This is a genomic window from Scopulibacillus darangshiensis, assembly GCF_004341035.1.
GTDB classification, from domain to species: Bacteria; Bacillota; Bacilli; order Bacillales; family Sporolactobacillaceae; genus Scopulibacillus; species Scopulibacillus darangshiensis.
Genome location: NZ_SLXK01000004.1, coordinates 98,316 through 122,532, shown reverse-complemented (window position 1 = coordinate 122,532; position 24,217 = coordinate 98,316). Strand labels below are relative to the sequence as shown.

Here is a 24,217-nt window from a genome sequence, read left to right as displayed (position 1 = left end):
ATAAAGGGGCGCCACTTCCCGGCACCCCTTATATTTTTTATTAATTATTCGGTTCAAGCCCCAATGCTTCCAAGAAATCATTCAATCCTTTTTTGCCGAGTTTTGCTTGCGGTTTGGCGTTTTTGCCAGCATCAGGTCCAACTTTTAAGAAGTTCTTTTCGATATAACGGATATCTGTTTCGTTGACGATCCCATCTTGGTTAATATCCGCCTTCTTGTTCTTTTTGCCATAGTGGGCAACAACCCGCATGACGTCCTTAATGTCAATCATCTTGTCCTGGTTGATGTCGCCTGCGTAATTGTAATGGTTAGGCGGCATATAGTAGTAAATACCGGCCAGCTCACCGTCTTGTTCCTTACTGAGTTTAACGGATTCAATCCTCTTCAGATGTCCCGGTACTTCAAAAATAATTTTGTACTCATTCTTAGCTACAGGAAGACCTTGGATGACAAAATGACCGTTATCATCTATCGTGCCATCATATACTTTGCCATTTGGTGCTTTCGCATAGACTTTGGCACCGATTTTGGTAAAGTCCGTATCATAATCCAACTCCCCGCTATCCTGCATAAAGGCTTCAGGGAAAATAAAGCCTTGGACTTTTGAGTGTTTCGATATGATTTTAAACCAGTCAGAGCCGAAAACTGGTATTGTCGAAGTCTCCGAGCTGCCTGCTTTGTTATATGAGAGTTTATTAAGTGATAATTGGGTAAAGCCGTGGTAATATTGGTCATCTGTCAATTTAAACGTGACATCAAGGAAGGCAGCACTCCCGTCAAACCCTTTAACCTCATCACCTTCAAGGGAGGCACCGACATTTACTGTATTGCTCCAGTCTCCTTCCTTAATAGTAGGCTTTTTTAATTTAACGTTAAGACCATTTTCTTCAGCATATTCTTTAAACGCCTTGTTTACCTTAACATCCCTAAACTTATATTGATCTTTAGGATATTCAATATCAAGATTACCAGAAGTCAGCTTTTTAACATTATTTAAGCTCAATGTCAGCGTAATCTCATCGCCAAGTTTGATGCTATCCTTGTTATAGGTAGATTTGGCATATGCCGTGCCCTTCTTCACAAACGTATACATCGGCCTTCCTGCAGGGTTACCAGCTGTTGCCATGTCAAACGGTAACAGAGCTAATTGCAGCGGTCCATCTTCAACTTCTTTTGGTTCAACCCCAAACTTCATATCACCATTTGCCTGAACTGGAAGAAATCCGGTTGGAAAAGGCGAATTTTGATAATAGATGACCGTATTCTCGGATTGATCATATTTGAGTCCTCTTGAATTTAGTAAATCAATCGTTGAATCATAGACATTAGTGTGGACCCATGCGGCATGGTGACCATCCTCATCCGTATACATGGATTCATCAAGTTCATAGACACCTGGTTTGTAATCTTTAAATGTCATTTTAGGCGGTGTATTATCGACGACAGCCACATTGCTATTGGTATAATCCGCTCCACTTTCATCGTGAGCTGTCGCAACAAGATTATAATCCCCTTCTGGCAGCTTGACAGGATCGTCGGCTATCGGTTTGTCAGGATCTCCAGTAAATGGATAAACAATACCCATGAACCCTCGTATATTGTAATATTCCACACCTGGTATCATGTTTTCTGCATTCATGGTGCCTACAAATCCTAGCGCTTTGCCAGTTTTCCCATCGGTGACGATAACATCAATGGTTTTCATTGGGCTGTTAAGCTGAAAGGAAAATCCAGTAAACGGAACCATATATTGATGATAATTGGTCATGTCGTTGGTAATAGCCGGGCGAGCAAGATTGATATAACCAATGCCTTTTTCAGTGACCCGAATGGCAAAAGGAATTTGGTAGGCTTCTTTTTCATCATTTTTATTAGCGATATGGATGTAGCCTTCATACCAGCCCTTTTCTGCGGAGGCAGGGATATGGATGGCTGACTCGATATCTTTTGATTTTCCGGCAGCTACATTGATCGATTCCGGCATTTGCATCTCTACGCCATTCTTCTTGGCATCTTTTATATTATCGTTAGCTTTCGTAAATTCAGCTGTTATGTTATAGATTTTGGCCTGTTTGCCGTTATTTTTCACGACAACTTTGCGTTTGTCTTCGATCGGTTTATCGCTATCTGGAAAGTACTCGCTGCCAAAAGCGATCGAACCTGTTTTCTCTTCGATATTAACAATCTGTCCGTTTTCATCTTCATTTTTTGTCTGGTCGATGACTGTTGCGGACCCATTCGCGTGAACCGCCTCGTAAGCATCAACCCGTCCTGCCCCAACTTCATAGACAGAATAGTTACCATTTAGATCATCTGCAGTATTCATCAGAGCTGTCTTCACATCAAAAGGATTATCATTTGAATGCGCTTGCAGCATAAGCGCCGCGACACCGGCAACATGAGGCGTTGCCATCGATGTTCCGGAAAGACGGCCGTACGCTGTATCGTATTGATCGCCATCCTGGGGCGCATTGATATATTCAGGCAAAGTTGAGAAAATAGCGACACCTGGAGCGACAACATCAGGTTTGATATCCCAGTTTTTCGCGACAGGTCCTCTTGAACTGAAGTCTGCTAAGTGATCGCCTTCTGTTTCAACATTTCCTTGTTCACCAAATGTAAAGGACGCATCCCCTTTATCCACAAGGGCTTTCAGGCGTTCCCCATCAGCTTTCGACATCGTAAATGTAGCGGTAAAGCCGGTTCCTTCACCGAGGTAATATGGGATATCCCCTTTTTCATTGTTATAAAGAATAGCCGCTTCGGCCCCAGCTTTTGCCGCATTTTGGACCTTTTCAGCCAAAGGATTGCTTCCGCGCTCGATGAGGGCGATTTTCCCTTTCAGATCTTTGCCCTTCACATCGTCTGCTGTTCCTTGTCCGATATCTGCTACAGGAAGTGTCTTTCCCTTTAATTCTTTTAACTGATCAGTGAAATTTTTCGCTAATAGTTTCATAGCGCCAAATGTTTCATCTCCGGCAGTCCCAGTGTATGTCGGAATGGTAATCGACACGTCGCTTGCACCGACTGAAATCGGCAGGGCCGCCGTTCCTGGTGAACCTAGTGTGCCATCTTTTGGTCCGGCGTTTCCAGCTGCAACAACAGCCACAACGCCCGACAGCATCGCATTATTCAATGCTACAGATGTTGGAGTAAGCGGATCATTTTGCGTATCACCTAATGATAAGTTAATGACATCCATGCCATCTTTGACGGCCTTATCTATCCCTGCAATGACGTTACTCATTGCGCCGCTGCCGTATGGTCCTAGGACACGGTAACCGTAGACATCGGCATCAGGTGCCACACCTTGGACAGCATAATCTAAATCAGCGGCTTTTTGACCAGCGATAATCCCCGAAACATGTGTGCCATGCTCCGTATAGTAAGTTTCCGATGTTCCTGGATAGATTTCCGGATAGTCGGTTGCTTTCCAGTCCTTATAGGTTGTTTCCATCGGATCCGCATCATTGTCAACAAAATCCCATCCTTTGACAGAGTTCGGATCAACTTTTTTGGGATCTTGTCCATCTTTGCTGCGGTAACCAGCATAGGCGCCAGTGAGATCTGGATGATTGTAATCAATGCCCGTATCAATAACACCGACTTTAATCCCTTTACCAGTAATGCCTTCATCATGGAGCTTGTCCACGCCGATTTGTCGTTCACTATCTACCATTCTGGACTGGATTTGTTTTTCTTTTTTCACTTTTGGCGGATCAAGCTTGACCGTGTCATCCTTCCAGACACGTGCCACAACACCTGTTTGCAAGAGGTCACGAACGGCGTTTGCCTGTAGTTCCATTGCTACACCGTTAATCGCATGACGGTATTCTCTCGTAATCTTGGCATCTTTCAGGTTGTTATCCTTGCTGCGTTTGCTCTTAAGTTTTTGCAGATGGCTTTTAAACGTTTTATGAGAGTCTTCAACTTTTGCTTTTGCAGCGGAAAGACCCATTTTCTTGCCTTTTGCCGCTTTTGATAACACATCGACCTTCGCAGGTTTTTGTTCGAACTGGACGATGACCTTGATCTTCTTTGGACTTGTGATGTCAATATTGGGATCGATGGTAAATCCCGGTCCCGCCTTGAGTTCGTTCAATGCCCTGCGCTGTTTATCGGTCAGCGATTTGAGTATTTGATCCGCATTCTTGATCCCTTTTAATTGGGATTCTTTTGCAGAAGACGATTGACTTGGAGTTGCTGAGAATAATAATAATATTAAAGATAGAACAACAATCAGCAGCTTCGACCATTTTCTTTTCCTCAAGCGTTTTCCTCCTCTTAATCTTTTTGACAGCAAATATGACACTAATGTCTTATAAGCATCAATCCTTCCGCAAAATAATGATAAAATAATAACTAACTCCATAAAGCAGTTACATCAGGGGCAGTGCTGCACAAATTGACATATTATTGATGCTTATGTTACAAGAGTGCCATTTGTTTGTAAATTGGGGTAATTTGTTGTTTTCTGACACCCATTTCCTCATAGAGCTCTTTATAAACAGATCTAAAGATCTATACCAAAATATCTAGTACGCCGCTTTTTATCATCTTAAGAAAAATGCCATCAGAGGAGGAAAATGAATGTATGAGGGGAAGATCATTAAGTTCTACCGCAAAAAAGCTCGTTTAACACAGGATCAATTAGGGCAAGGCATTTGTTCTGTGACACACATCAGCAAAATCGAACGCGGACTGACCGAATATTCCCCTGAGATCACAAACATGCTGGCAGAGCGTCTCGGGATCGATATGACCGATAAACTTAACAAATTATCCAGCCTAAAGAAAAGACTTGACCAATGGCATGATGCCATTAGTTCACAAAGGCTTGATGAGGCAAAGGCGATAAAAAATGAACTTGATCAAAATAACTTAATCCCAATTTCCGATTACCATCTGCTTTATCAATTGCTTATTGCGAGGTATTTCTTGATGGTTGGTGACAGCCCCGCCGCTAACAAGCAGATTAAAGCCATACAAAAGAACTATAAAAAATTACCCCAATTTGAGGACAATTTATTTAAACATGTTCGCGGCATTTATCATTTGTTTATAGGAGAACATTTTACAGCGATCGATATATTGAGGACGATCCAGCCGGAACTCTATCAAAATCCCAAATATTACTATCACTTAGCGGCCGCCTATCACCACATTCATTCACCCGTAAAAGCTTACTACTATGCAGAAAAGGCTTTGCAATTTTTCAAGCGGGACAACAATTTCCTTGATATTATCGATGCTGAAATGCTGATGTTGATTCAGGTGGAGGTGGACAAACATCGTCCATTTGAAGAAACAGTCGAACAATATAATAGGCTGCTGCATAGCTGCGATCTTTGCCATTCTGTCGATAAAAAAGGGAAAGTTCTTCATAACTTCGCTTATGAACACTTAAGCAGGAATAATTACAAAAAGGCTGCATCACTTTATAAACAATCGATGGATCTAAAGGATAAAGGGACAGATATCTATCTTCTTTCTTTGGAGGGGTATGTCCGCAGCTGTTTCTTTGAGAGGCTATTATCGGAGGAAGAATTATTAGGGATGGTCCATGATGGCAAATCTACAGCTTCGGCACTTAATGATGACATCTACATTCTTCTTTTCAACCTGCTTGACTACTTAATTAAAGGGCAAAAGAAACGGTATCATACTTATATGAAGGAAAAGGCTCTCCCTTATGTCCAATCCCATGGCTTTATTCATATAACCATACAGTATCAAAAAGAACTTTACCGATATTACGTTGAAACCGGCCAGACGGAACTTGCTTTAGAGATCGCAGACCAAATTATTAATAGGGATGATGGGGATGGAAGGGAAATCAAAACGAAGGGCTAACGATATTTGGATATTTATGTTAAGGTGAATTTGAAAGATACCGAGCGTGAAAGAGGTGCTTTGATGTTTTTTGACATTTACTTTATTTTGGCTGCTGCTTTGGTCGGCGGCATTATTGCAATCGCCGGTTTTATAATGATTTTTGCAAAAAAAGTCAAGCAGCCAAAGGAGGAGCTTCAGCGGAAGGTTGCCTTGCTGGAGGAAGAAGTTAAAAACCTTAAATCGGATAATAAAAGGTAACAACTTAAATTGACGCGACCTGAGGGGACGATTTGGTCGCTTTCGTGCCCGACCAGGCCGCTTTTTCCGGTCCACGGGCACGATTCGAACACTTGCCCATCATTTAGGTTCGCTCTCTGTCACAATTTCGAAAGTCACACCGAACTTGTCCGTCACATTACCAAAGGCAGGGCTAAATGGCGTTTTTTCAAGCGGACAATTGACCCGGCCGCCTTCCCGTAGGGCTTCGAAAATTCGCTTGGATTTCTCCACATCGCCTGTTGATATACAAATCATAACTTGATTCCCTTTCAAAGCAGGCGGGCCGGGTGTATCGGTAAACATAAGAGCGGCTTCGTCCACTTTTATTTCCGCAAATGAAATCCGGTCTCTTATCGCCAAAGGACAAGGAAATTCAGGACTTTCCATCTCACCGTAAGTTTGAGTAGAAACAATTTTGGCGTCCAATGCCTTTTCATAAAATTGGATCGCTTCTTTTGCGTTTCCGTTCATCATTAAATAGGGGGTCATTCGTATTGTCATGATCAAACAGCTCCTTTTTGATGATTTAAAAGATGTCTTTAATCTAAAAACCTATCTTTCAACTTCGGATCAGGAATCATACAACTCTCACTTTTTCCGAACCATTTATACCGATTCCTAGCCACAATATCGTACACGTGGTCCCTTATCTGCCGCGGGATAAATCGAACAATATACAGAAGCTTCCAAAAGCCTTTCAAGTGTCTGCAAACACGAAGGGCTGCACTCGATTTGCTGTACCACTCACCATCTTTTATCAGTATAAAACTGTCACTATTTTCGGGGATACCATAACCTTTTATTAATTCCTTCCCCGCTTCACCTTGCAATGATGCAAATTTAAAATAACCTTTAGGGTCCCTTTTTATAATAAATTGGACACTGCCGTTGCAAAGGTTGCACACACCATCGAACAATACAATATTTTCATAATGACTAATGGGAATGCTCCTTTCTATGCAGTGGCGTACAACTTAAGGGTTCGGCGTCGTTCCCAAACCCCAGCCAGGGGCAGACGAAGGCGGCGCCTATGACGACATTTGAAGGCATTACTTTAATGCTAACATTCGTACTGTTTATTATCGGCCTGTTATCATAGATAAACCAAGACAAAAATAGACCCCCTGAGTTTGACAGCTAGGTGAGGTCTATTTTTACATCGACGCTGCCCTTTGAAGGGTACGTCTATTGCTGACCGCGGATGTTCACAGCACCTACGGTCAATTTATTTTACGGTTAAATATGTCTCTGTATTCATTATACAACAAACTCGAAAATGTTAAACCATTTTGGCATTTTTAAGACCCATTTCACCATATCTTTTAGTTAAATAACCTCAGAGCCATTTTCATCTTACTTTTGATTCTTTCTATCATTGTTGGTATAGGGTGGAAAGCCGTTCATTATGGGAATCTTGAAGTTTCGCCCGATCAAGAGCGGGTTATCCGTTGCCGCGGTTCTTGTATTGTTTACGATTAATTTGGAGAAAACCATTTCGCTTGAAAATAAATCGGGGCCCTCGCCCCGATTACCTTTTGCCATCACGCGTTCATAAACACATCCTCGAGCGACCGCTCCTCTACCTTTACTTCGTAGAGATCTACGCCCCCATCTAACAAAGCTCTTGTCAATCTAGGAAGCTCGTCATCCGAGGGTAATTGTAATAGAGTAAACTCCCTTTTTGTCTCAACAAATGCCAAATTCAAGCCGCTTTTTTCCTTCAGTTCGTTGACCACCTCAGCTGTAAGTACGGGCTTGGTTCTAACTGCTAACTGCACGCCGCCTTCAGCCTGTGCCTTTAATTCCCTTGGTGTCCCTAGTTTTTTTATGACACCGTCCGTTAGAATCCCCACTCTGTCACTTACCTTTTCTATTTCGTCAAGGTTGTGTGATGTCAGGAAAATCGTCTTTCCTTCCTCCTGCAGTCTTGTGACCATCTTCCGGACCACAATCGCTGATTCAGGATCAAGCCCTGACGTCGGTTCATCCAGAATAATCAGTTCAGGATCGCCCAGCAGAGCTTGAGCAATACTAATCTTCTTTTTCATCCCGAAGGAATAGGATTTGATCTTCTTACCGCCCGCTCCCTTCAAACCGACTTCCTCCAAAAGTTCCTCGTAACTTCTTTTTGTCCGCATATCCCCTGCAAGGTTCCCCATATACCTTAGAAAATCGATGCCTCGCATATGTTGATATAAATTAGCAATATCAGGCATGACACCGATCTTTTTCTTGACCCTGTCAAGCTCACCACCTGGTGTACCGAGAATGCTGAATGACCCCGAGCTTTTCCTGGTAATTCCGGTTAACGTATGTATAAAAGTTGATTTCCCAGCCCCATTATGTCCGACAAAACCGAACACTTCGCCTTTTTCAACCGTCAAATTAATCCCATTTAGCACATTTGCTGAACCATAGCGCTTTATCAAATTTTCTACTTCGATAGCTTTCATGTTTATAAGTCCCTTCTTTCCATGATTAAAACAGACATAAGGAAGAAAATGATCCCGATCGCGAGCGGTATAAGGACATAACCAAAGGACTGGTCCAAATAATAAAAAGGCAAAATGTATTTAAATGGCACCAGGTACCATTTATCAATAATCATTGATACAGAACCTAGTATCGGCAGGGCAATGCCAAGAAGAATGCCCAAAAACATGGTTAACTTCGTCTTCGGCACAATCGTTGAAATAAATACTGCGAGACAAATAATATAAAACAGAAAAATGAGTGTCCTTAGGTACTCCTCACCATTCCAGACCTGGGAAATCAAGCTGATAATTGCATAGGATACGGATATCGTGACCACCCAAAATAACGTGGCTCCAAGCAATTTCCCAAACATTACTTGAGGCCGGGATGTCTTGGTGACAAGCAGCCTCATGGTTTTCATTTCCGTTTCACTGTTGACGATGTCATGTGAGATGGCAAAGACAAACAGAAAGCCGAAGATGAATACGATCAGACTTAGACCTGCGCTGTATACATCACCTGCTTTTATCCCCTCTTTACCAAGTTCGCTAATGAGAAACGGATTTTCTTTTAAAAACAGAGCCGATTTATACGATACAAACGTAATGAACAGAATGATCAAGATTGCGCGAATGCTTTTTATCGAATCAGTAAATTCCCTTTTTAATATATGTATCATTTGAATCCTCCCTGGCTTTTAATTGAGATCATGCAGCTCTATTTTTTCTAATTCTTTTTTTCGTTTCTTCTTTAAAGATTTTCTTCCTTTGTCCCATTCACCAAGTAAAATAGCCGACCCGGCTAAAAGAGCTAGGAGCGTGATTGCCATTCTAAAACCGGCCTGCAGGAAAATCCTAGTCATAGTAAATGGAAAGAGCGCGGAAAAACTTACAAACTGGAAAAGAAGCTTCACGCATTCTTATAGGACTCAGGTTCCGTTATTTGTGAAAAATTAACTCAAATAGCCTCTTGAATGACCGAATAACGGAACCACAGTCAGATCCGCTCATAAAATACAGCATTTTGCCACAAATAGACGAGATTTACCTATTCATACTTTAATTTACCTTTTGCTCGGTTTCAACCGCTTTTTTATTCTCTTTACTAATCAAATGGGTGACAAACCACATCGTCCCGGGGAGCGACCGGGTGCTGCGGTAAGCCAAATACTTGCCCTTCCAAACCGGATGATATTTTTGCTTGAAACGACGCAGACCGCTGAAGCTGTACATATAATTGACATTATTGAAAATGGCGGCGGCTATCCTTTCAGATACAAAGGAGTATTGGTGCTGCCCGACATTTGATAATGGCGCCATGCCCATATTGAAGGTGTTGTACCCCTCTTCTTTAGCCCATTGAAAAAGTTGGATGAAGAGGGCGTCCATTATGCCGCTTGGCGCATGAGGAACATACCGCATCAGGTCAATCGACAGCTCACCTGCTTGATAAACCGGCATAAGACTCATGAAGGCAATCATATTCCCATCCTTATCTGAAAGGGTCGCAATTGGGGCCTGTGATAAGTAAGTTTTATCAAAGTAACCAAGTGAAAACCCTTTTTCTCTTTTCCGTCCGAGCCATTCATCTGAGACCTTTTTCACCCCATGGATAAAGTCATCTGAAAACGGCGGGGTTACGATGTCGAATGTGTAGCCCTCCCTGGCAAAACGATTTAAGGTTGCCCTTAAGCCAGCATTCTTTTTTCCCGCTGTAGTAAAATCGTCAAGCGACACAAGCGCTTCTTCCCCCAGCTTGAAAAATTGGTAGCCCAGGTCATGGTACACCGCCAGATTCTCACCGTTAATTTGATAATAAATACACTGATAACCGTAAAGATCGGCTTCACTGTTAAATTCCTGAACAACTTTAGATAACGATCTCCTGTCACCGGATGGGTCACCTAAAACAACCAGCCGGTTTCCGATTTTGGCAAATTGCAATAAGGCCTTCCCGTCACTGCTGAAGAAAAAGCGTTTATCCCCCAAAAAGCCAAGATGACTTAATACATGCCCGCCATGCTCCTCAAGGAATGTCTTCAACTTGTCAAAGTCAGGCGGCTCACCTGGGATGCCTTGCTGTGATTTATTAAATATAAAGACGAATAATAGCGTAAAAAAGAAAGCAAAGATCAAGGCAACAGCGGCAATTTCATAAAAATAGACAAGCAAATGCTGGTCACCATTCACTAGCGACAGAAAGCTATGGATTAAAACAGAATAGAGCCACATGGCAAGAATCGACAAGATAAAGATCTTGATGAAATGATATAGTGTAAAAGGGCTGCTCACTCTGACAAATTGTTTTCTCATCACAAAAAGAAAGATAAAGGCAATGAATGACACAACACTAATCCATAGTGAAAGAACCAGAATCCCCAGGACAAAGGAAATGATTAATAGGGTATTAACCATATAAAGCGCACGTTTGGTTCGAAAATACATTTCCTTTGCACGGAAAAAAAGCGTAAGACTTACCCCTAGTAGCAAGGCATAACACAAAAACATTAATGGCCTTGAAAGGATCATGAACCCTTCATCATTTACCTTAAAGAGGACGATTTCCAGGGTAACATTCAGGAAAATCCACAGACTGATGCTAATCGTTATTAGCGAAAACAACAGATAGCCAAGCCTTTGAAATAATTGACGTTGAAGCGACCACATCACATTTGTTGTTTCAATCGCAGGTGTAAACACCCTGTTTTCTTCAATTTTTTTCATTACCGTTCCGGTCATTTCAGTCGCCGCAAAGACCAATCCTATGACGAACGGAATGAAATAGTAGACAATCCGGTACATTAGAAGTGCCGTTAAAACCATGCCTTTTTCAACATCATATGCTTGCATGCCAATAAGGAACATGAGATCAAAAGAGCCAAAACCCCCGGGCACCAAGCTAATCAATCCGGTGACCGCAGCCACAACAAAAACACCGAGCACCTGCGAGAGTGTTAAGGGCAGCCCGATCAGCTTCAGAATAACAAATAACACACCAGCCGCAGCAAGCCACTCTGCCAGGGATACGACAGAATACTTCAGGGTCAGCTTTAGCGAAGCTGTATCTGACTGTTTAAATTTAGGATAAAGCGCATAGGCAGGTGCAAAAAGGATGACGCCAATAATGACTGGCCACAGCCATTTTTCACTAGCCAATAAAGCGTGAATGGGAATGATACCGATAATAGCAAGGAATGATAATATCGATAATCCATTGAGCATCGCTGGCGTCATCCAGCCAATACTTTTTAAAAGGTTCTTTTTTTGCTCAGTATGTTCTTTATATAAAATGGCACGCATACCCGCCCCCGCCAAACCCCCAAAGCCAATCAACCCATTAAATGAGTTGGCTATCCAAGAAACACGAAAAATTTTAAGAAACGGAACCGGCAACTTTATTGAGCGGATCATGACTAAATCATAAAAGAACATGAATGAAATGGCGAGAAGTCCGCATATGATGATTACGACAAACCCGCCGGTCGGCAGGGCTAGAATCGCTTTCATCGAATCCCTTAAGGAAAGACCCGAAAGCTCACGGCGCCCTTGTATGTAAATGAAGATGATCAATAATATTGGAAAGAGAACCTTCCCAACCATAAGCAGCTTTTTCTTAATATCCGGCGGCATGGGTCTTTGACTCCTTTTAAAATTCGATTACAGCGGTAAAATGACATGCCTTATTATGACGAACGACATGGGCTTAAAGTTCCACAAATTAGCCATAGCTGTTTTCTAATTAATGTACAGAAGACTTTTTCTCTTTTTTATAGCTTATCCCAACGTAAACGGCTGTAAAGATAATGCAACTAATTTATGCATTGAGTAATCCATCCGAAAATATGTTATACCATCCTATAAAAAATCCGGAATTAACAAAAAGCAATTCCACATCATCACTTTTCTCAAAAAGACCACCCCGCCATTTAACTACTTTACCATATAATACCTAGATTGCTACCCCATTTTTCCACTACTCTCCTCTTTTTGTGAGGAATCACAAAATGTACTATAATCAGCATATATATGTTGAATCGAAAAGAGAGGATCATGCCTATGAAGGACCCATTCAAATATGGTTTTGATCGGGCTGAGGATATGGCGGAGCGGATCAGCGAAGTCCTTGAGTGCCCTATTACAATCGAGGATGTCAATCACAGGCTTCTGGCATACAGCACCCATGACAATTGCACGGACCCGGCCCGCATTTCCACGATTATCGGCAGGCGCGTACCTGGTAAAGTGATTAATAATTTGTGGAAAGACGGCACGATTCCAAAGTTGTTGGCCTCTGATGAACCGGTGCGGGTGAAAAGTATTGATGAGGTCGGCTTAGGCGATCGGGTAGCCATTTCCATATGGCGCAATAATGAGGTCTTAGGTTTTATCTGGGCACTGGAAATTAATAAAAAACTGTCTGATCAGGATTTAGAGCTTTTGAAAAAGGCAGCACAAGCCGTCAAAAGCAAGCTGTTAAAAATGCATGTTCATGAATCCGAGAAGGTAGAGAGGAATCAGGAGTTTTTTTGGAAAATATTAACAGATAATTTCTCATCGAGCCATGAAATGAAAGAAGGGTTCCAAAAAAGGCATCTCACACCGCCTTCACAATATGCTATCGCCATTTTAAAATTCAATGATGAAATTGCAGATGCAGCCGAAAAGCAACTGCTATACCTGCTTAACACATCACATCATGTCCAAATCGTCCTTTCGACCATTGATTATGATCAATTTATTATGTTAATTGAACCAAAAGGTGACAGGCCGTTATACGATGCCAAAACGTTCATGGGATGGCTTCTCGCCCAATTGAGCGAAAGGTTTAATATACACAGCGCACGCTCAGGCGTCGGTGGACTTTACACCAATCTTCTTGATATAGAAAAGAGCTACAGACAAGCACTATCGGTTCTCTTGATAAAAAAGAGGTTTCCACAGGAGACTAACCAGTTGGACACGATCTCAGAGCTCGGCCTTTATCAATATTTGGATATCTACCGCGAGCAACGCAAAAAAGATGGCTTTGTGAATTATTCACTAAGGAAGCTTAAAGAATACGACCAAAAGCATCATACCAATTTGACCGAATCATTAAAGGTGTTCTTGGAAAAGGACAGCAATGTAAACACCGCTGCAAAAGCCCTCAATGTCCACATCAATACCCTTAGCTATAGGCTTAAGCGGATGGCTGACATTGCGGAAATTGACTTGCACAACGCCAAACAGAAAATGACCATCTATCTGGATTTAAAGATTGATGAGATGAATTTGTGATTTTTCACAAATTCATTTTTTTATTTTCTCCTTTTTTCACGAAGAATTTGTCTGCAGAAAATCTTACAATAATATTAAGAGATTAATATAGATTAAACTTAAAAAAATTAAGGAGGAATGTTTCCATGATTATTGGTGTACCTCGCGAACTAAAAAATAATGAAAACCGTGTTGCCTTAACACCTGCTGGCGTCGTATCTTTTGCTGGTGCTGGTCATCGCGTATTAATTGAAAAAGACGCTGGAATTGGAAGCGGCTTCACGAACGAAGATTATCAAGCTGCAGGTGCAGAAATCATTGAGAGTGCTGCTAAGATTTGGGAAGCAGAGATGGTCATGAAGGTGAAAGAACCGATCGCCGAAGAATACGGTCATTTCCGCGAAGGTCTTGTGCTTTTCACTTATCTTCACCTTGCCGCAGAGCCTGCATTGACTAAAGCTTTAACAGAAAAAGGTGTTACAGCCATTGCCTATGAAACTGTAACTGAAGGCCGCACATTGCCGCTTCTTACACCAATGAGTGAGGTTGCCGGTCGTATGGCAGCCCAAATCGGTGCTCAATTCTTACAAAAACCAACAGGCGGACAAGGTATTCTCCTATCTGGTATTCCTGGGGTTAACCGCGGTAAAGTAACGATCATCGGCGGCGGTGTCGTTGGAACCAATGCTGCAAAATTAGCGATTGGCTTAGGTGCTGATGTCACAATTCTAGACCTAAGCGCTGAACGTCTTCGCCAGTTGGATGACATTTTCGGCAATCAAATTAAGACGCTCATGTCCAGCCCGCTTAATATTGCGCAAGCTGTTTCGGAAGCTGACTTACTAATCGGTGCCGTCCTAATTCCTGGTGCTAAAGCACCGAAGCTTGTTACTGAAGACATGGTCAAAACAATGAAACCTGGTTCTGTCATTGTCGATGTTGCGATTGACCAAGGCGGTATCGTTGAAACGAGCGACCATATCACAACACATGATAACCCAACATATGAAAAGCACGGTGTCGTTCACTATGCTGTTGCCAACATGCCTGGTGCCGTTCCGCGTACATCCACTATTGGCTTGACAAACGTTACAGTGCCATACGGTCTGCAAATTGCCAATAAAGGGGTAACCAAAGCGATCGCTGAGAACCCAGCACTTAAAGCAGGTCTTAATACGGCTAAAGGTGAAGTCACCTTTGAAGCTGTTGCTCGTGACCTAGGCTATACCTATGTCCCAGCTGATGTTGCATTAGACGGACTTGTAGAAGTTAACTAATCTTAATACACCAAACGGAGCAGGAATAGACCCTGCTTCGTTTTTTTTATTCAAGTCGAACCCCGTCATTATTTCCCGGAAAATAATGACGATAATTGCTACAACAGGTCGGGAAATTAGCCTTTCCGATGATAGTAATATTCCATCCAGCGCCACATGCCGATTCCCCATATAACACCGCCGATAGTTGTAAATAGAATAACAAATAAGAGATCAGACACTGCTTTTTCCAAAAATACACCGTCAAGTAAATTGATAACAAGTATTGAACATACAGAGGTTAGTAATCCAAAATACAACATGCCATAATCATAAATAAAACGATACTTTCCTTTACGTCGAATCTCAGCCCATCTTTCATCATTAAAGGCCGCTTTAATCATCCTTTTCACCTACCCTGCAATGACTATGATAAATATATTAAGATCGATCTAAATATATGAATCCATTCTTCCACATGGGCAGGGGAAGTATACGAAAACAAAAATCTCTCTTTAATCGAGAGATTTTTAGGGTCAGTTCCCTTTCATTCTTTTATACTATCTAAAAGGATATAACCAAAAACTATCCCAGCGACCACAATCATTAGGTCATACATAAGCTATTTGGGCCCATCATGTATGATTTCCATAAGCATCCGTAAGTTTCTGGTGATCGTCCGTAAGAATTTCAATTTTTCCGTAAGAATCGGGTTTTGTTCCGTAACTTCTCGCCTTTAGCATAGATGGAGGGTTCCAACCTTTAATCCAAAAGGCAATTATGAAATGACCTCAGAAAAAAATGAAGGTTTCTTGGGGAAGGGGGTTCGGGATGTTTGTACTGAATCTTACCAAGTACAGCGTTCCCGACCTTGGTCACTGTTGGTATGATAACCCCCCATAAAATGACAAATGTAATAACAATAAGTGTGACACCATTGATAAATGCAGCAAGGACGCCGGCACGGTGATAACCAAATGTCCGTTTTCCATCTACCAGTTTCACCCAATATTAATCATGCTTGGCATGTCTCAGCGTTTGCTCCAAAATATTCATTACATGATCATCATCTGGGGAATAGTAAATCGAAGTGCCCGCCCGCCGCGATTTGACCAAACGGATGCTTTTTAAAAAGCGAAGCTGATGGGAAACTGTTGATTGCAGCATACCAAGAGTGTTTGCTATTTCATTAACCGAGCATTCCTTTTGAAAAAGTAAATGCAAAATCTTTATCCGAGTCGGCTCTGACAACGCTTTAAAAATTTGGGATACCGTGTTCAGCGTTTCCTCTTGAAGGGGTTCATTACGTTCGAGTTCCTCCATAATCTCACCTTACTTTGTTATATCGTTATATTATCATACCAGTTATGATGAAAAGAATAAAATGACATATCTTGGCCTGCCCGTTTCCTAAAGAAGGCGCTGGCGACTTTGGTGTCTTCGTCGTCCCGATGAACAACCTCTATCCGGTCTTTTTATCGATTTCGGGCGTTCATCCCGCTTATGAAAGACAATTCTCCCTCTTTTTCTCCGGTTTTTGTCGTTCACCCCGCTTATGAAAGACATTTCACCTCTCATTTTGCTGTCTTTTGTCGTTCATCCCGCCTATGAAAGACATTTCACCTCTCATTTTGTTGTCTTTTGTCGTTCATCCCGCTTATGAAAGACATTTCTCCATTCATTTTACTGTCTTTTGTCGTTCATCCCGCCTATGAAAGACATTTCGCCTATCACTTTGTTGTCTTTTGTCGTTCATCCCGCTTATGAAAGACATTTCGCCTATCACTTTGTTGTCTTTTGTCGTTCATCCCGCTTATGAAAGACATTTCACCTCTCATTTTGCTGTCTTTTGTCGTTCATCCCGCTTATGAAAGACATTTCGCCTCTCACTTTGTTGTCTTTTGTCGTTCATCCCGCTTATGAAAGACATTTCACCTCTCATTTTGTTGTCTTTTGTCGTTCATCCCGCTTATGAAAGACATTTCTCCATTCATTTTACTGTTTTTTGTCGTTCATCCCGCTTTTTCTAGGCAAGAATGCCCTTAAAATTCCTTTTCAATGGCATTTCCCCTTATTTTCACAACGGAAATTATTTTATCCAAGCCAAGAAATCGGCCTCCTTTATAATTAACGACACAATTACCAATTTTTGCGTACAACCGCCTGAATGTCAACGAGTGGCTTGCTTACCTATCGGCTATTTTTTCTACGTTCACCCTGCCGGAAAAAAATGTGGCACCGCCGCCCATGTCGGCAATTCGGTCTGGCGTTAAGGCGTTGACAAGCTGTTTTATCCCTGATTCAGGTGAATCAGCCCATAAGCCTTGGCTGACGACAACCCCCGGCAAAACACTATCGCCAACGGAGACGGTAAGCCTACATTCGCCGCGGTCATTCCATATCCGGACGGGATCGCCATTTTCGATCCCCAATTCACTGGCATCCGCCTTATTCATATAAAGCCGGGGCATTTTCTCCAGCTTGATATGGACATCATTATGTGAAAAGGTGCTGTTCAAAAAGTTATGGTTTGGTCCTGGCACGAACAAAAATGGTAAATTACTATCTTTAACTAGAGGTGCATAAGTCGGCAGCGGCGGATAGCCTTTCTTCTCCATGGTTTCCGAATATAGCTCAATTTTACCGCTCGGCGTCGGCAGTTCCCCTTGAAATGGCAGCTTAATATCCGCTTTAATATATAGTTTCTCATTAAAAGAGTCAGAGGTGATGCCCTCTAAATTAGGATTATTAGTCTGATCAAAGGCTTGGCGGATCATTTCTTCTTCATTATCTTTGAAGGCCTGTTCATCGAAACCCATCGCTTCGGCCAACAACTTGAAAACAGCCATGTTTGACTTGCTTTCCTCATATGGCTGGGTCACCGGATTATGCTTCTGGATGTAGTGGTGCCAGTACGAGGTGTAAAAGTCTGTGTTTTCAAAGGATGATGCCGCCGGCAGAACGATATCAGCGTACTTGGCTGTTTCAGTAAGAAACAAATCATGAACGACCGTGAAAACACCATCGCGCATCAGACCTCGCCTTACTTTATGACTATCCGGTGCAACCAAGGCCGGATTACTGTTATAAACGTATAAAGCACGAATCGGCGGGTTGCTTTCAAGCAATGCTTGGCCAAGTAGATTCATATTAATCACACGGTTTTTTTTATCCTTTCGCAAATCAGGCCGTTGCAGGGCGTTCTTATTGAAACGCAAATAGTGAGAATTCCCTTTGATCGCTCCGCCTCCCCTGACAAGCCACTGGCCTGTGAGTGCCGGAAGACAGGAAATGGTTCGGATGCACATCCCGCCATTATCATGATGCTGCGGGCCATTTCCAATACGGATAAAGGCAGGGGACGCCTCCCCATACATTCTAGCCAAACGATAGATATCCTGAACGGGTACACCGGTAATCGCTGACACAGTGGCCGGATCATATTGCTTAACATGTTCTCGGAGGGCTTTGTGGCCAACTGTATAATCTTCAAGAAAGGCTTCATCTGTCATATTTTCGGCAAATAAAATGTGCATCATGCCAAGGGCAAGGGCGCTGTCTGTACCAGGAAGAACAGGAATGTACCAATCCGCCCAGCGTCCTGTCTGATTTTTGTGGACATCGATCACAACGATTTTCGCTCCATTTTTGCGGGCTTTCTGAGCCAACACAACCTGGTGCATATTGGTGCTTGCAGCATTGATCCCCCACATTATAAATAGCTTCGTGTGTACAGTGTCCTCGGGATCAGTGCCAATGCTTCCTCCCATCGTATACTTGTATCCTTCTGACCCTGCAGAGTTACAAATGGTTTGGTCAAGTCTGCTGGCACCGAGACGATTGAAAAAACGGCGATCCATCCCCTCCGAATTAAGCCGCCCCATGTTCCCGTAAAAACTGTACGGAAGGATACTTTCAGGCCCGGCTTGTTTTATAAGCGTCTTCCAGTTATCAGTGATCTCCTGAATGGCCTCTTCCCAGCTGATCCGTTCGAACTTCCCTTCACCCTTCTTGCCGACCCGCCTCATCGGATACTTTAACCGCTTAGGGTCATAGATTCGGCCAGCCATCTTCCGCACTTTATTGCAAATGTTTCCTTGTGTAACCGGATGGTCAGGGTCACCCTCAACCTTTACGATTTTCCCATTCTTTTTATGTACGAGCAATCCGCATTGATCAGGACAATCAAGCGAACAGACAGATTGAAAAACACCATCGGATGCCATGCTTTTTCCGCGCACCGTACTCCCTCTCTCGTGGTTCTGACTTATTAACTGTTATGATAACACAACCAATGAGATGCTCATCAATAAGTGAGTATAAAGAAAACTCGCCGATTGGCGAGCCTTTGGCGAAGACAGAGGCGTAGTTGCACTTATGTGCGTCAGAAAGTTATACTTTCTGATTAACTAAAGAAAACTTGGTTTACGCCTGCGCCTTTAATGGCGAAGCCTTAGTTGCCCTTATGTGCGTAAGAAAGTTTATACTTTCTTATTAACTAAAAAAACCGCCGGGAATCCCTGGCGGTTAAATTCTGTATTTATTTTTGGTATGAACGATAACCCAGCAAATGGTTTTGCCAGTAGTCAATACTCAAATCGCTTTCGACAACGCCGTCACTGCCTGCATGGACAATTTTTCCGTTACCGACATAAACGCCCGCATGTGTCGCATAGCCGGATCCATAATTTCCGTAGGTGTTATCAAAAAAGACTATATCGCCAGGACTTGGGCTTGAAACTTTGGTGCCTGCTTTATAAATATCATTTGTGGTCCGCGGCAGATCAATACCGACCTTCTGATAAACATAATCAAGGAATCCGCTGCAGTCAAAGCCGTTAGGCGTCGTGCCTCCCCACTTATAAGGTGAGCCTACCAAGCCTTCAGCTATCGATACAACATCGGATGTAGTGTGACCTGAACCCTGATCACTCGTTCCAAGCGCTTCTCTAGTATCAGGGCCGACAATCCCATCCACGGCTAATCCCTTATCACCTTGAAACTGCCGGACAGCATCTTCAGTATTTGGACCAAATATCCCATCTACAGCAAGGCCATAACCTTTAGCATCTAATTTTGATTGGACGTCACTGACAGCGTCACCCCTGTCACCGGCTTTCAATAATTTAGAGCTATCACTATGTACTGGCCCAGATGCTGTTTGCTCCGACTGCTGACTGTGGTCCGAAAGTGATGGTGCATGCGCGGATGCTTTCCCGGAATGAAAAGCGAATGATGACATCGTTAGCGACCCAATAACAGCGGTTGTGGCAACAAATCTTTTAATGTTATTTTTCTTTGGTTTAAGCAAAATGGCTTCCCCCTATTTTTATTAATCTCTATCTCTCTACAATTTCCGACAAAATTCAGTATACAAGTTTGATGTAACAATAGGATAATAGGCAAATTACTTTCTATTACTTTTTGTTACATAAAGAAAAGCGTAAGCGTCTTGGTCAGACCCGAAAAGCACTGGAGGGCCTCCGAGGAGGCTGTCGCCGCCGCAGGGGGACCGAAGTGACTCGAGGGGACTGGAAATGCTCCTCCGCTAATGCTTTGTCGCAAGGCAGCAAAGAAGAATATTGATGCAGCGGCCTCGCTGAAGCTAGACAAAGCCCTCACAACTTTTATCTTTCCTAATAAAGAAAAGCCCGGAAACATAAATGTCCCGGGTTGCATTAAAATCTACTAATTTCAAAATGGCTGGCTGGCTATTTTGCTTGCTCTAATAGCTTATGGTAGGTTTTGGGGTCACAAATCATATAAAGCTCGGCATTATCCGGAATCTCTTCCTGGAGACGGCGGTTGATGTCCAATTCGTTTCCATCAGCCACAAGCGTAGCTCCTTGCTCAAGTAAAGCATGAAAGGCTTCCCCATACGTATTCCAGTGCGGGTGCTTTGGAATTCGGTATAAATTTTCGCCTTTTTTTCGGCTAATCAGCTGCTGGTATACCTCAGAAACTCCAGCCATGAACGCGGACCTGACGGCAAGGCGGGAAATCGTTTGATTCATAAGGATAAATTCATTAACATGGACAAAATGGAAGTTTTTGATATGCCTTTCATCCATGATTTCAACCACGGTATGTACACCGGGAGCGAATTGTTCTACCGTTGTGACAATAATCAGCGACTTTCCATCACAAATTTGCGGCTCGCTGATGTTATCGTCGGCAAAAACAAGGACTGATTTTGCTTTTTTCAAATTTGCCTGTTCTAGGGTGTTGTCTTCTGAAGCCTCCCCAGATACAAAATGAATCCTTTCCTTTGCTATAGGCGCCCGCTCTAGTGTATCAATGATGACGACATCCACTTTGGCATTTGAAGCCAAAATTTCTTCAGCCGCGTGTTCAGCCTTTTTCGACCAGCCAATGATAACGATATGACCCCTTCCTTTATATGCCAACTTCCCTTCCTCCCTTCTCCTATTAAAAGCACTAAATGAATCTACGATTTTCCCAATTAACACACCGACAAAACCGATGCCGAATACAAATAGGAAAATACCGACAATCCGGCCAGCGATGCTGTGGGGATAAACATCACCGTAACCCACCGTCGTCACCGTAACCATCACCCACCAAAAGGCATCAAAAGGTGTCTTAAATGTCTCCGGTTCCAGCAAATAAGCGGCACTTGTTGCGCCGAAAACCACGACAAAACTTGCGAATATGATCAGCCAATTGCTGATCCCTAGCGCCTTTTGGATAATTAACCTGATGATCCACATGGGACTGCCCCCTTTCCGGTTTTTTCGTCTTTTTAATTTATAACCTTATCCAATAGCTTTAGCAACATCATAGTCCCGAACATCTATCTCCATTTGCCGGCCGAGGGCAAGCTTCGCAAGCTCGGATCCCAAATAAGGGCCAACAGTAAGCCCCGAAGCTCCCAGGCCATTTGCAACAAGCAGTCCATCAAAGCCGGGAATTGCCCCGATAACAGGCAGAAAGCCCGGTGTAAACGGCCGAAAGCCAACCCTTGTTTCAAGCACGGTACTATGGGCCAAACCCGGAGCAATCGCAAAGGCCTTTTCAAAAATTTCATGCATTCCGCCGGCAGTGACTCGGTTGTCCAGCCCAGCCTCGTTCTCATGTGTTGCGCCAACAACAACATGGCCCCCATTAAAAGCAAGAAGGTATTGGTCGTTCGGCGGCATGACGACAGGCCACTTGTTTGAGTCTGCGCCAGGCATCTCGAGATGAATGATTTGTGCTTTTTGTGTCGTTACGAGGAAAGTAATTCCCAGTGGCTGTAGAACTTCCTTCGCCCAGGCACCCGTCGTGACAATGACCTGATCCGCAGGAAGAACTTCTCCATTCACCGTGACGCCTGTCACCTTTTTATTATGATGGACAATAGCTGCATCCCCATGAACAAGGGTGGCGCCATGCTTTTTGGCGGCATTAACCAAGGATTGTCGCAACGCCCTTCCGTTGACACGAGCCGCTCCGCTGACATGAACAGAACCATACCCTTCAGCTAATAGAGGAAATATCCCACGAGTTTCAGCGGACGATAAGCGAGTGATGTCACCAATTTCTGGTGCATCCTCGCGGCGTTTTCGCGCCCGCTCGGCCACTTTTTCTAACTTTTCCTCATCTGTATGAAGACTGATTGCCCCAACCCGGTCATAGCCTGTGTCAGTTTCACCGTTTGCTTCAAGTTCCTTTATCAAAGCGGGATAGTATCTTGCCCCGCCTTTTGCTAATTTGTACCAGGCCTTGTTGCGCCGTTGCGACAGCCAAGGGCACACAATCCCCGCCGCGGCATCCGTTGCCTGCCCAGGATCCAAACGATCAACTAATGTGACTTTGGCTCCCTCCTTTGCAAGATGAAAAGCTGCAGAGGCACCAAGAATACCTGCACCGACTATTATGTATCTTTGCATAACAAACACCTTTTTTCGTTCCAATTTCTTTTGCACTCTCCGTTATTTTATATAGAAAGCTTGCCTGTTGGCAAGACTTTGCCTTTGCCCATATTGGAAATTAAGGCATGTGCCCTGCCCTTTTTTAAATAGGTTACATACCCTATTAACAGATCCTGAAAATGAACGATAAAGGAGCGTAGCAATCATGTATTATAACCAACCGAACCCATATAACAGACAGTTCCCATATAATATGCACGGCGGCTATCCGCCCCAAGGCCAGCCGCCATTTTACCCGCCATATCAAGGTCCGCAGCAGGGGTTTCCACCCTTTTACCAGCAACCGTCTCCATTTTATCATCAACAGCAATACCCGCAGCAGCAATTTCCTCAGGGGCAATACCCGCAAGGTCAGTTCCCGCCATTTTTCACAAACAAAGATGGCAGCTTCGGCTTTGACAATTTGACAAACACTATGGGAAATGTAATGAAAGGCTATAACACGCTAAAACAAATGGGATCGATGATGTCATTCTTTAAATAGAAACCAACCCGCCGATACCGATTCGGCGGGTCTTGTCTTAGCTTTAGATTTCGATTCAGGGGCATACAAAAAAAGACACAGTCATTAAGACTGCATCCTCCTCTCTATACTATTTATCTTTGTATCGTGCTTTCCCGTTTTTTCACTTAGGTAATCAACGTCAATTTATACCTTCTTCATTTGGTCAGACACTGTTCTGAAAAATTCTTGGTGCTCCCCAAAAATTGATTCAACATGCTTAAAGCTACTTCTTGTCTCGGTAGAAAAATTCCCGATTTTCTCATCTAAACGAATCTGGCCATTTTTTAGGGTTTCCAGAGATTCCAGAATGGCATTTAATTTTTCTTCCATTTCCTAACCCCCGCACTTTTTAACAATTATACCACCTCACTGTTCAATTCCACTAGCAAACCTGTGCAAGGCAAGATGTAAAAAATATCCTGATTTTAAAGGAGCTGGCTATTCACTATATTGAATACGGATATAAGTATAAACATGTTTCAATAGACATAATAGACTTTCAATGCATGGCGAAATCGATGCAGTCATCGCTTTTGAGGACGCAGTACCTATGGTCAGGACGCAATATCTTGCAATAACGACGCAATAGTTGGCGAACTAGACGCAGTCATCGCTCTTGAGGACGCAGTACCTATGGTCAGGACGCAATATCCCGTGAAAACGACGCAAAACTCGGTG

At 43.1% G+C, this 24,217-nt stretch carries 20 protein-coding genes; 4 read left to right on the top strand and 16 right to left on the bottom strand.

The genetic code is table 11. The annotated features are described in order from the left end of the window. Positions 1-40: 40 nt before the first annotated feature. Positions 41-4,270: a S8 family serine peptidase gene (locus tag EV207_RS04860; protein ID WP_132744224.1), complete on the bottom strand. Its 4,230-nt coding sequence runs from the start codon at positions 4,268-4,270 to the stop codon at positions 41-43. 320 nt (positions 4,271-4,590) lie between these two features. Between EV207_RS04860 and EV207_RS04855 the strand changes: the two genes are divergently transcribed. Beyond that, positions 4,591-5,853: a helix-turn-helix domain-containing protein gene (locus EV207_RS04855; protein WP_132744222.1), complete on the top strand. Its 1,263-nt coding sequence runs from the start codon at positions 4,591-4,593 to the stop codon at positions 5,851-5,853. Positions 5,854-5,916: 63 nt separating this feature from the next. After that, positions 5,917-6,093: a coiled-coil domain-containing protein gene (locus tag EV207_RS22945; protein ID WP_165886835.1), complete on the top strand. Its 177-nt coding sequence runs from the start codon at positions 5,917-5,919 to the stop codon at positions 6,091-6,093. A 99-nt stretch (positions 6,094-6,192) separates the two neighbouring features. Here the strand turns inward: EV207_RS22945 and EV207_RS04850 are convergent, their stop codons facing one another. The 6 genes from EV207_RS04850 to mprF all read right to left on the bottom strand — a co-directional run bounded on the left by EV207_RS04850 (position 6,193) and on the right by mprF (position 12,218). Beyond that, positions 6,193-6,615: a VOC family protein gene (locus tag EV207_RS04850; RefSeq protein WP_132744220.1), complete on the bottom strand. Its 423-nt coding sequence runs from the start codon at positions 6,613-6,615 to the stop codon at positions 6,193-6,195. A gap of 38 nt (positions 6,616-6,653) precedes the next feature. Further along, positions 6,654-7,037: a thiol-disulfide oxidoreductase DCC family protein gene (locus tag EV207_RS04845; RefSeq protein ID WP_243646950.1), complete on the bottom strand. Its 384-nt coding sequence runs from the start codon at positions 7,035-7,037 to the stop codon at positions 6,654-6,656. 618 nt (positions 7,038-7,655) lie between these two features. Continuing rightward, positions 7,656-8,567 (bottom strand): ABC transporter ATP-binding protein, encoded by a 912-nt coding sequence (locus EV207_RS04840; RefSeq protein WP_132744216.1) that lies wholly within the window; start codon positions 8,565-8,567, stop codon positions 7,656-7,658. Between the two features lie 2 nt (positions 8,568-8,569). Beyond that, positions 8,570-9,268, bottom strand: coding sequence for an ABC transporter permease (locus EV207_RS04835; RefSeq protein WP_132744214.1), 699 nt, complete (start codon positions 9,266-9,268; stop codon positions 8,570-8,572). Between the two features lie 18 nt (positions 9,269-9,286). Further along, complete coding sequence (locus EV207_RS23660; RefSeq protein ID WP_279389166.1) at positions 9,287-9,418, bottom strand: hypothetical protein; 132 nt, start codon at positions 9,416-9,418, stop codon at positions 9,287-9,289. A 229-nt stretch (positions 9,419-9,647) separates the two neighbouring features. Next, positions 9,648-12,218 carry a bifunctional lysylphosphatidylglycerol flippase/synthetase MprF gene (gene mprF, locus EV207_RS04830; RefSeq protein ID WP_132744212.1) on the bottom strand — a complete coding sequence of 857 codons (2,571 nt, stop codon included), beginning with the start codon at positions 12,216-12,218 and terminating at the stop codon, positions 9,648-9,650. A gap of 420 nt (positions 12,219-12,638) precedes the next feature. Between mprF and EV207_RS04825 the strand changes: the two genes are divergently transcribed. Both EV207_RS04825 and ald read left to right on the top strand, forming a co-directional pair. After that, positions 12,639-13,865 (top strand): PucR family transcriptional regulator, encoded by a 1,227-nt coding sequence (locus tag EV207_RS04825; protein ID WP_132744210.1) that lies wholly within the window; start codon positions 12,639-12,641, stop codon positions 13,863-13,865. Positions 13,866-13,990: 125 nt separating this feature from the next. Continuing rightward, positions 13,991-15,121: an alanine dehydrogenase gene (gene ald / locus EV207_RS04820; protein WP_132744208.1), complete on the top strand. Its 1,131-nt coding sequence runs from the start codon at positions 13,991-13,993 to the stop codon at positions 15,119-15,121. Positions 15,122-15,237: 116 nt separating this feature from the next. On the opposite strand, the gene EV207_RS04815 is transcribed toward ald, so the two are convergent. From EV207_RS04815 to EV207_RS04775, 9 genes are all read right to left on the bottom strand, one after another. Then, entirely contained in the window at positions 15,238-15,504 is a 267-nt protein-coding gene (locus EV207_RS04815) for a hypothetical protein (RefSeq protein WP_132744206.1), read from the bottom strand. A gap of 358 nt (positions 15,505-15,862) precedes the next feature. Further along, on the bottom strand, positions 15,863-16,105 hold the full coding sequence (locus EV207_RS04810; RefSeq protein ID WP_132744204.1) for a cation transporter: 243 nt from the start codon (positions 16,103-16,105) through the stop codon (positions 15,863-15,865). Positions 16,106-16,111: 6 nt separating this feature from the next. Further along, a complete protein-coding gene (locus EV207_RS04805) occupies positions 16,112-16,423 on the bottom strand; it encodes an ArsR/SmtB family transcription factor (protein WP_132744202.1) in 312 nt (103 codons plus the stop codon). 863 nt (positions 16,424-17,286) lie between these two features. After that, on the bottom strand, positions 17,287-19,326 hold the full coding sequence (locus EV207_RS04800; protein WP_132744357.1) for a molybdopterin-containing oxidoreductase family protein: 2,040 nt from the start codon (positions 19,324-19,326) through the stop codon (positions 17,287-17,289). 314 nt (positions 19,327-19,640) lie between these two features. Further along, entirely contained in the window at positions 19,641-20,411 is a 771-nt protein-coding gene (locus EV207_RS04795) for a C40 family peptidase (protein ID WP_132744201.1), read from the bottom strand. Positions 20,412-20,811: 400 nt separating this feature from the next. Next, the gene (locus tag EV207_RS04790; protein ID WP_132744199.1) at positions 20,812-21,831 is read right to left on the bottom strand and encodes a potassium channel family protein; all 1,020 of its coding nucleotides are present in this window, start codon (positions 21,829-21,831) and stop codon (positions 20,812-20,814) included. A 45-nt stretch (positions 21,832-21,876) separates the two neighbouring features. Then, entirely contained in the window at positions 21,877-22,992 is a 1,116-nt protein-coding gene (locus EV207_RS04785; RefSeq protein ID WP_132744197.1) for an NAD(P)/FAD-dependent oxidoreductase, read from the bottom strand. Between the two features lie 185 nt (positions 22,993-23,177). Continuing rightward, positions 23,178-23,399, bottom strand: a complete 222-nt coding sequence (locus EV207_RS04780; protein ID WP_132744195.1) for a hypothetical protein — start codon at positions 23,397-23,399, stop codon at positions 23,178-23,180. A gap of 284 nt (positions 23,400-23,683) precedes the next feature. Further along, positions 23,684-23,869: a hypothetical protein gene (locus tag EV207_RS04775; RefSeq protein ID WP_132744193.1), complete on the bottom strand. Its 186-nt coding sequence runs from the start codon at positions 23,867-23,869 to the stop codon at positions 23,684-23,686. Positions 23,870-24,217: the final 348 nt, after the last annotated feature.

Coding starts and splice junctions, on each gene's coding strand:
- EV207_RS04855 (WP_132744222.1), top strand. CDS start 4,591: ATGTATGAGGGGAAGATCATTAAGTTCTACCGCAAAAAAGCTCGTTTA.
- EV207_RS22945 (WP_165886835.1), top strand. CDS start 5,917: ATGTTTTTTGACATTTACTTTATTTTGGCTGCTGCTTTGGTCGGCGGC.
- EV207_RS04850 (WP_132744220.1), bottom strand. CDS start 6,615: ATGACAATACGAATGACCCCCTATTTAATGATGAACGGAAACGCAAAA.
- EV207_RS04840 (WP_132744216.1), bottom strand. CDS start 8,567: ATGAAAGCTATCGAAGTAGAAAATTTGATAAAGCGCTATGGTTCAGCA.
- EV207_RS04835 (WP_132744214.1), bottom strand. CDS start 9,268: ATGATACATATATTAAAAAGGGAATTTACTGATTCGATAAAAAGCATT.
- EV207_RS23660 (WP_279389166.1), bottom strand. CDS start 9,418: ATGGCAATCACGCTCCTAGCTCTTTTAGCCGGGTCGGCTATTTTACTT.
- mprF (WP_132744212.1), bottom strand. CDS start 12,218: ATGCCGCCGGATATTAAGAAAAAGCTGCTTATGGTTGGGAAGGTTCTC.
- EV207_RS04825 (WP_132744210.1), top strand. CDS start 12,639: ATGCCTATGAAGGACCCATTCAAATATGGTTTTGATCGGGCTGAGGAT.
- ald (WP_132744208.1), top strand. CDS start 13,991: ATGATTATTGGTGTACCTCGCGAACTAAAAAATAATGAAAACCGTGTT.
- EV207_RS04815 (WP_132744206.1), bottom strand. CDS start 15,504: ATGATTAAAGCGGCCTTTAATGATGAAAGATGGGCTGAGATTCGACGT.
- EV207_RS04805 (WP_132744202.1), bottom strand. CDS start 16,423: ATGGAGGAACTCGAACGTAATGAACCCCTTCAAGAGGAAACGCTGAAC.
- EV207_RS04800 (WP_132744357.1), bottom strand. CDS start 19,326: ATGGCATCCGATGGTGTTTTTCAATCTGTCTGTTCGCTTGATTGTCCT.
- EV207_RS04790 (WP_132744199.1), bottom strand. CDS start 21,831: ATGTGGATCATCAGGTTAATTATCCAAAAGGCGCTAGGGATCAGCAAT.
- EV207_RS04785 (WP_132744197.1), bottom strand. CDS start 22,992: ATGCAAAGATACATAATAGTCGGTGCAGGTATTCTTGGTGCCTCTGCA.
- EV207_RS04780 (WP_132744195.1), bottom strand. CDS start 23,399: ATGGCGGGAACTGACCTTGCGGGTATTGCCCCTGAGGAAATTGCTGCT.
- EV207_RS04775 (WP_132744193.1), bottom strand. CDS start 23,869: ATGGAAGAAAAATTAAATGCCATTCTGGAATCTCTGGAAACCCTAAAA.